Origin of the sequence: Paraburkholderia piptadeniae (assembly GCF_900007165.1) — a bacterium.
GTDB lineage: Bacteria > Pseudomonadota > Gammaproteobacteria > Burkholderiales > Burkholderiaceae > Paraburkholderia > Paraburkholderia piptadeniae.
Genome location: NZ_CYGY02000029.1, coordinates 22973 through 30633 on the forward strand (window position 1 = coordinate 22973; position 7661 = coordinate 30633).

Below are 7661 nucleotides of genomic sequence, written 5' to 3' on the forward strand. Positions count from 1 at the left end.
CGTTCCCGGAAGCGCTGCACCGCAACCAGTTACATCCATCTCGACGCCGCGATCCAAAAGGACTCCTATTTGCCGCGCCTCAACCGAGATTGTCTGATGACGACGCGTGACGAACGTCGTTTCAATTTATTTTTTATTCAACCACAAGACCTTCATATGAAAAAGTCCTTGACTGCGGCGGCGCTCGCAGCCTCCTTCGCATGTACGGCACATGCTCAGAACAGCGTCACACTCTACGGTGTGATCGACGTCGGCATGAACTATGCGAACAACGTTGGTGGCCACAAGCAGTATTCGATGGTCGCCGGAAATCTGAGTGGCGACCGTTGGGGGCTGCGAGGCACTGAGGACCTCGGCGGTGGACTGCAAACACTTTTCGTGCTTGAAAACGGCTTCAGTGTTGCGAACGGAAAGCTCGGTCAAGGGGGCGACGAGTTCGGACGCCAAGCCTATGTCGGTTTTTCGTCGTCGAACATAGGTACCGTTACGTTCGGGCGTCAATATGATTTGATTAACGACTTGACCTACATGTTCGTGGCGGCTCAAATGTGGAGCGGATTCGCCAGCGCCCATCCTGGCGATGTAGATAACACAGATGGTAGCAACCACGTCAACAACGCGATCAAGTTTCGCAGTGTGTCGTACGGTGGATTGACGTTCGCGGGCCTCTACAGCTTCGGAGGTGTCGCTGGGAAATTCAACCAAAATCAGATCTGGTCAGTCGGGGCGAACTACAATTTGGGACCACTCACGCTTGGCACCGCCTTCGTTGACGCGCGAGATCCTAACTTTTCCTATTTTGGCAATACCGCGGCTTCAAGCACTACGGGGTCCAACATGAACGGTAGCCGCGTGTATTCCGGCTATGCGTCCGCGAAAAGACAGCAGATCTTCGTCGCAGGCGCTTCTTATGTCGTTGGTGCCGCTACGTTCGGCGTTGTCTACAGCAACACGCAGTTCAAGGATATCGGGACGCTACCGGGTCTCCCGGCTAACGGCGCAGGCGGCGATGCAAGATTCCACGACATTGAAGTCAATGTCGGCTATCAACTCACGCCGGCCCTCCACCTCGGTGTCGCCTATAACTACCTGAAAGGATATGGCGTCAACGGTGCAACTTACAATCAAGGCGCGATCGGGGCTAACTACCTCCTATCCAAGCGAACTGACCTTTACACAGTCGCGGTTTACCAGCATGCGTCGGGCACCGATTCGACCGGTGGGAAGGCGGTCGCAAACCTCAACGGCCTAACCGCCTCCACAACTCAGAGCCAAGTACAAGTAGTTGTCGGCATCCGGCATCGCTTCTAGCAGAGCTTGAAGCAGGCTTCGGTTTGACGAGCTGGGCGCCGGGAAAATGAGTCTCGTACGCGATCAGCTGTTCAGGCAACGATGGGCTGGCTAGCGGCCAGCCGGTGCCTGGTGCACGGTGGCCTGATTGACACAGATTGAAACGATGTGCCGCCACGAATTCAATGCAAAATGAACTGTCAAGGAATCGACAACGCATGCAATATGCTGATTCCTCCCGCTAACCGGTGAAATTTGCAGAGGAGGCAGGCGTAGGATCTTGTCATCGTCAAAACAAGAGCATTCATAAAATGTTGTCGTCGATTCGCGCGCGGGTTGTTTGTGCTTGCATAGCCCTTGTGGTTTTCTCAGTCGTCGCCAGTACCGCGACTAGCTATGTCATCGCCAATAGGAGCAGTGAGGAGGCGATTGATCGCAATTTGACCTCTGACGTAGACAACCGTGCTGTTGCTATCGGCGAATGGGTCGCCTCGAAGGCCCGGATGATTTCGTCGCTTCAGGACGTTGCGCTCACGCCCGACCCGATGCCAATGCTGAAGCAGGTCGCTACGGCGGGCGGATTCTGGGACGTCGGCGTAGGCTATCCGAACAAGTCGGCAAAGTTCACTGATTGGCCCGATATTCCGTCATCCTACGATCCCACCAGTCGATCCTGGTACAGGAACGCCGTGCAGGCGGGAAAGCCGATCGCCATACCCTACGTTAGCACCAGCGGCGCGTTGCTGGTGGCGTTTGCGGTACCCGTGATGCGAGATGCTTGACGCCGCCGCGTCGCTGACATCATGAAACCGGTGGAAGAGCCGTTCGGCATGCCGCTCGCAAGAATTGGCATGCTGCACCAGCAGTGGCGGGGCTGGAGCGTATTTGTCGAAGCGCTAGGCGTGCCGGCGAGGGTCGGCATTCATCCACATGAATACGGTGCACACAGGCAGTCGCGATTGACGCGCGGCTGGGCTATCGCGGTGCACCGAGCGAAGCAGCCGGATGGATCGACTACGACGGGTACTGTACGCGCATCGCAGACTTTCTCGCGCACAAGCCGCACACGCGCCTGCTTGAAACGCTCGTGTCCGACATTGCGGAACTCTCGTTTCGCGAATGGCCTGCGCTTGAGACACTGACGCTCAGCGTGCATAAGCCGAAAATCCGGCCAGGTACGCGGCGCGTCGGCGTCACACTCGAATGGACACGCGCGGACTATCCGCTGTGGTGCAGCGCGGCGGGACGCTGAGTCTCTGCCGGTCTGATGGAGCAGGTGCATCATGCGCGCATTGTGCATCCGTTCCTCATGTCGGCGCGGTGCAAGGGTCTGTCGGGTTTTGTCTTTCGTGCGCGTGGTGTGTCAGCCTACATTTAAGGGGTGCTGCGCGCGTCGCGTCTACCGGCGTGCCGCAGCGCTATCCAACCGGAAGGAGGCAGCAATGGGCACTAATCGAGGCGTCGTATATCTTGGGCCGGGCAAGGTCGAGGTCCAAAAGATCGACTACCCGAAGATGGTTGATCCGAACGGACGCAGTATCGGGCACGGCGTGATTCTGAAGGTGATCAGCACCAATATTTGCGGCTCGGACCAGCACATGGTGCGCGGCCGTACAACGGCCCCGGCCGGTCTCGTGCTTGGCCACGAAATAACAGGTGAGGTGATTGAGGTTGGCCGCGATGTTGAGACGCTCAAGCTCGGTGATCTGGTGTCCGTGCCGTTCAACGTTGCTTGCGGACGTTGCGCAATGTGCAGGGAGCAGCACACGGGCGTGTGCCTGAATGTGAATCCGTCTCGCGCGGGCGGTGCGTACGGTTACGTGGACATGGGCGGCTGGATCGGTGGACAGGCGGAGTACGTGATGGTGCCGTATGCAGACTTCAACCTGCTTAAATTCCCCGACCGCGATCAGGCGCTGGCGAAGATTCGCGACCTTACATGCCTGTCGGACATCTTGCCCACCGGCTATCACGGCGCTGTCACTGCGGGTGTGAAACCCGGCTCGACGGTCTACATAGCTGGGGCGGGGCCAGTCGGGATGGCTGCGGCAGCATCGGCGCGGCTGCTGGGCGCGGCATGCACGATCGTTGGCGACATGAACGAAGATCGACTGGCGCATGCTCGCGCTGTCGGCTTCGAGACGGTCAACCTGTCGGAGGATGCCACGCTCGGCGAACAGATCGCCCAGATCCTTGGCAAACCGGAAATCGACTGCGCGGTGGACTGTGTCGGCTTTGAAGCACACGGCCACGGGAGCGCGGGCCACTCGCAAGAAGCGCCCGCCACGGTGCTCAACTCGCTGATGGAAATCACACGACCAGCGGGCGCGATCGGCATCCCCGGGCTGTATGTAACCGACGATCCCGGTGCGAAGGATGTTGCCGCGCAGCATGGAAGCCTGAGCATCCGCTTTGGGCTCGGCTGGGCAAAATCACACTCGTTCCATACAGGCCAGACGCCTGTATTGAAGTACAACCGGAATCTGATGCAGGCGATCCTGTTCGACCGGCTGCCGATCGCGGAGATTGTCAACGTCACGGTGATCTCCCTGGACCAGGCGCCGGACGGCTACAAGCAGTTCGACGGGGGCGCACCGCGCAAGTTTGTCCTCGATCCGCACGGCCTGCTCAAAGCCGCGTGACCGGCATGTAATGCGGTGATCGCAGGCGGCCGCATGTTGCGGCCGCCCTATTTTATGTTTTATTGGCGAAGCGAAACGCAGTGTGGCGCTTGCACGCACGGCGCAAAGACACATCGTGACACTGGGGGACGGGCAACTTCAGGCGTGCGTTGCGAGCGGGGCGACCTGCTTGCGGCGTTCGCGGGTGGGCGCGACGCCGAATGCTTCGCGATAGCTCTTGCTGAAATGGCACGCGGACTGAAAGCCGGATGCTATCGTGATGCTCATGATGGACATATCAGTCTGTAGCAGCAGTTCCCGTGCGCGACGTAGACGCAGAGTCAGGTAGTAGTGCGTCGGCGTCATGCCGAGGTGCTCGTGAAACAGTCGTTGCAGCTGACGCTGCGACATGTTTGCAAGACGCGCGAGTTCTTCGCGCGAGAGTGGCTCCTCGATATTGTTCTCCATCAGGGCAATCACTTCGAACAGCGATTTGTTTGCGGAACCCAGCCGCGCGATGAGCGGCATGCGCTGTTGTGCGCTGTTATCCCTCACGTGCTCCATGATGAACTGCTCCGCTATCTGCGTAACGCGCGCCGTACCCACGCGAGCGGTGATCAGGTTCAGCATCATCTCCAGGGGCGCGATGCCGCCCGTGCAGGTGACGCGGTCGCGGTCAATCACGAAGAGTTCCTTCATGAACCGCGTCTCAGGGAACTCTTCCTTGAGCGCCGACATGTTTTCCCAGTGGATGGCGCAGGCATAGCCGTCGAGCAGGCCAGATCTGGCAAGCGCATAGGTTCCTGTGCACAGGCTGCCGAGCGCGACGCCCCTGCGCGCGAAGCTTCGCAACGCCGACAGATGAGCGGGCGTCGTCACCCGCTGCACGTCGATGCCGCCGCACACGAACACGATGTCCGGGGTGCCGAGGCATTCGACAGGGCCCGTATCGATACCAAGACCATTGCTTGCCGTGACCGGCCCGCCATCCGGGCTGATGACCGACCATCTGTAGAGCGGCTTACCGCTCAGGTAGTTGGCCATGCGCAGCACTTCGACTGCGCTGGTGAAGGCGATCATGGTGAAGTTCGGCAGCGGCATGAACGCGAAGTGCGCTAACGACGCGGTGCGGTCGGGCGACATGTGGACCGTTCCTCGAATAGTGAACGCTTTCCAGCCAGGAATATGAGTTGCGCCACTCCATTGTGGAAGCATGCAGGAAAAGCGTGCCATGCGGCGAAACCCTACGTCCATCCGCATAACAGCTGATCCGATACCGTTCGCTCACAGGGTTGGGTCTCTACATATGAACGATTCCATAAGTTAGTCAGCCGGGCGGCGAGATCGTTTTCCGATCCCGTCAGGTCCAGCACCGCCGGTCTATGGGCTTGTTGCCGGCGAGTGGTGTGGTCCTGGGAGTGGCTGGGGTTTCAGGCAGGCGTGCCGTCTTCCGGCGCTGATTTCCGACCTGCCGACTCTCGCGAAAAGCGCCGGTTCTGTCACTTGTGAAAAATGGACGTGAATGGCGGAAAAGGTAAAGAGCGCGTCTAAATTCGCATGCCTATAGAAAATCCGAAAGACAAGAATAGAGCCATCGCAGTCCTCAGCATGGCTCGGCTGGAGAGCCAGGCGCGGTGGCCTTTCGCTTTGCACACAGCTCACTCTTATTGTCACGGACGGTCTATGTCGAACACTCAACCTTTCTTCTCGCAGCCCTTGGCCCATCGCGATGCTTCGGTCCAGAACACCATCCTGAAAGAACTCGAACGCCAGCAGTCACAGGTCGAGCTGATCGCGTCGGAAAACATCGTGTCGCGCGCGGTGCTCGAAGCGCAAGGCTCGGTACTGACGAACAAGTACGCAGAAGGTTATCCGGGCAAGCGCTACTACGGCGGCTGCGAGTTCGCCGATGAAGTGGAAGCGCTCGCGATCGAGAGAATCAAGAAGCTCTTCAATGCAGGCTTCGCCAACGTGCAGCCGCATTCGGGCGCGCAGGCGAACGGCTCGGTGATGCTGGCGCTCGCGAAGCCCGGCGATACGATCCTCGGCATGTCGCTCGACGCGGGCGGCCACCTCACGCACGGCGCGAAGCCCGCGCTGTCGGGCAAGTGGTTCAACGCGGTTCAGTACGGCGTGAACCGCGAGACCATGCGGATCGACTATGACCAGATCGAAAAGCTCGCGCACGAGCACAAGCCTTCGCTGATCATCGCGGGCTTCTCCGCATATCCACGCGTGCTCGACTTCGCGCGCTTCCGCGCGATCGCCGATAGCGTCGGCGCGAAGCTGATGGTCGACATGGCGCACATCGCGGGCGTGATCGCCGCGGGCCGTCATCCGAATCCCGTCGAACATGCGCACGTCGTCACGTCGACCACGCACAAGACGCTGCGCGGCCCGCGCGGCGGCTTCGTCCTCACCAACGACGAAGAGATCGCGAAGAAGATCAACTCGGCTGTGTTCCCTGGCCTGCAAGGCGGTCCGCTGATGCACGTGATCGCGGGCAAGGCGGTGGCATTCGGCGAAGCGCTCGAAGACAGCTTCAAGAGGTATATCGACAACGTGCTGGCCAACGCGCGGGCACTGGGCGAAGTGCTGAAGGAAGGTGGCGTCGATCTCGTGACGGGCGGCACTGACAATCATCTGCTGCTCGTCGATCTGCGGCCGAAGGGCTTGAAGGGCACGCAGGTCGAGCAGGCGCTGGAGCGTGCGGGCATCACCTGCAACAAGAACGGCATTCCGTTCGATACGGAAAAGCCGACGGTCACGTCGGGCATTCGCCTCGGCACGCCGGCGGGCACGACGCGCGGCTTCGGTGTCGCCGAGTTCCGCGATATCGGCCGCATGATTCTCGAAGTGTTCGACGCGCTGCGCTCGCATCCCGATGGCGATGCCGCAACCGAGCAGCGCGTGCGCAAGGAAATCTTCGCGCTGTGCGAACGCTTCCCGATCTACTGAGCCGTCGCAAACGCGCCGTCCCCAAACCCCACAGCTACGGAGTCAAGCATGAGCAACCTGCACGACAGCAGCATCATCATCGACGGCCTGAACATTTCGAAGTTCGAGCGCTCGGTGTTCGAGGACATGAGAAAGGGCGGCGTCACGGCCGTCAACTGCACGGTGTCCGTGTGGGAAGACTTTCAGAAGACCGTGGACAACATCGCGGAAATGAAGCAGCAGATCCGCGAGTACAGCGAGATCCTCACGCTGGTGCGCACGACCGACGACATCCTGCGAGCAAAGAAAGAGAACAAGACGGGCATCATTTTCGGCTTCCAGAACTCGTATGCGTTCGAGGACAACCTCGGCTATATCGAAGTGTTCAAGGANNTATGAAGCGGACGGCGGCCTCTCGGGCTATGGCCGCGAAGTGATCCAGGAGATGAACCGCGTCGGGATTCTGGTCGATCTCTCGCACGTCGGTGCAAAGACGTCGTCCGATGCGATCGCCTGCTCGAAGAAGCCCGTCACGTATTCGCATTGCTGCCCGTCGGGTCTCAAGGATCACCCGCGCAACAAGACAGATGAGCAGTTGAGAGAGATCGCCGATGCAAACGGCTTCGTCGGCGTGACGATGTTCTCGCCGTTCCTCAAGAAAGGCCCGGATGCGACCGTCGAGGACTATCTCGAAGCGATCGAATATGTGATCGACGTGATCGGCGAAGACAAGGTCGGTATCGGCACGGACTTCACGCAGGGCTATAGCACCGAATTCTTCGACTGGATCACGCATGACAAGGGCCGCTATCG

At 59.6% G+C, this 7661-nt stretch carries 5 protein-coding genes and 2 pseudogenes; 6 read left to right on the plus strand and 1 reads right to left on the minus strand.

Going from position 1 to position 7661, the window contains the following annotated elements:
* Positions 1 to 156 precede the first annotated feature (156 nt).
* From BN2476_RS14740 to fdhA, 4 genes and pseudogenes are all read left to right on the plus strand, one after another.
* Positions 157 to 1311, plus strand: a complete 1155-nt coding sequence (locus BN2476_RS14740; protein ID WP_087734920.1) for a porin — start codon at positions 157 to 159, stop codon at positions 1309 to 1311.
* 290 nt (positions 1312 to 1601) lie between these two features.
* Entirely contained in the window at positions 1602 to 2072 is a 471-nt protein-coding gene (locus BN2476_RS14745; protein WP_143810966.1) for a PDC sensor domain-containing protein, read from the plus strand.
* 21 nt (positions 2073 to 2093) lie between these two features.
* Positions 2094 to 2542, plus strand: a pseudogene (locus BN2476_RS14750) (dihydroneopterin aldolase).
* A 190-nt stretch (positions 2543 to 2732) separates the two neighbouring features.
* A complete protein-coding gene (fdhA, locus tag BN2476_RS14755) occupies positions 2733 to 3932 on the plus strand; it encodes a formaldehyde dehydrogenase, glutathione-independent (RefSeq protein ID WP_087734922.1) in 1200 nt (399 codons plus the stop codon).
* A 138-nt stretch (positions 3933 to 4070) separates the two neighbouring features.
* On the opposite strand, the gene BN2476_RS14760 is transcribed toward fdhA, so the two are convergent.
* Positions 4071 to 5144, minus strand: a complete 1074-nt coding sequence (locus BN2476_RS14760) for a GlxA family transcriptional regulator (protein ID WP_438942879.1) — start codon at positions 5142 to 5144, stop codon at positions 4071 to 4073.
* Positions 5145 to 5594: 450 nt separating this feature from the next.
* On the opposite strand from BN2476_RS14760, the gene BN2476_RS14765 reads away from it, so the two are divergent.
* Positions 5595 to 6869 carry a serine hydroxymethyltransferase gene (locus BN2476_RS14765; protein WP_087734924.1) on the plus strand — a complete coding sequence of 425 codons (1275 nt, stop codon included), beginning with the start codon at positions 5595 to 5597 and terminating at the stop codon, positions 6867 to 6869.
* A 126-nt stretch (positions 6870 to 6995) separates the two neighbouring features.
* Positions 6996 to 7661 (plus strand): annotated as a pseudogene (locus tag BN2476_RS14770) (membrane dipeptidase); the annotation flags it as partial.

What these genes read in the sequence shown, in the direction of transcription:
- BN2476_RS14745 (WP_143810966.1), top strand. Translation starts at nt 1,602, where the DNA reads ATGTTGTCGTCGATTCGCGCGCGGGTTGTTTGTGCTTGCATAGCCCTT.
- BN2476_RS14765 (WP_087734924.1), top strand. Translation starts at nt 5,595, where the DNA reads ATGTCGAACACTCAACCTTTCTTCTCGCAGCCCTTGGCCCATCGCGAT.
- BN2476_RS14740 (WP_087734920.1), top strand. Translation starts at nt 157, where the DNA reads ATGAAAAAGTCCTTGACTGCGGCGGCGCTCGCAGCCTCCTTCGCATGT.
- fdhA (WP_087734922.1), top strand. Translation starts at nt 2,733, where the DNA reads ATGGGCACTAATCGAGGCGTCGTATATCTTGGGCCGGGCAAGGTCGAG.
- BN2476_RS14760 (WP_438942879.1), bottom strand. Translation starts at nt 5,144, where the DNA reads ATGGCACGCTTTTCCTGCATGCTTCCACAATGGAGTGGCGCAACTCAT.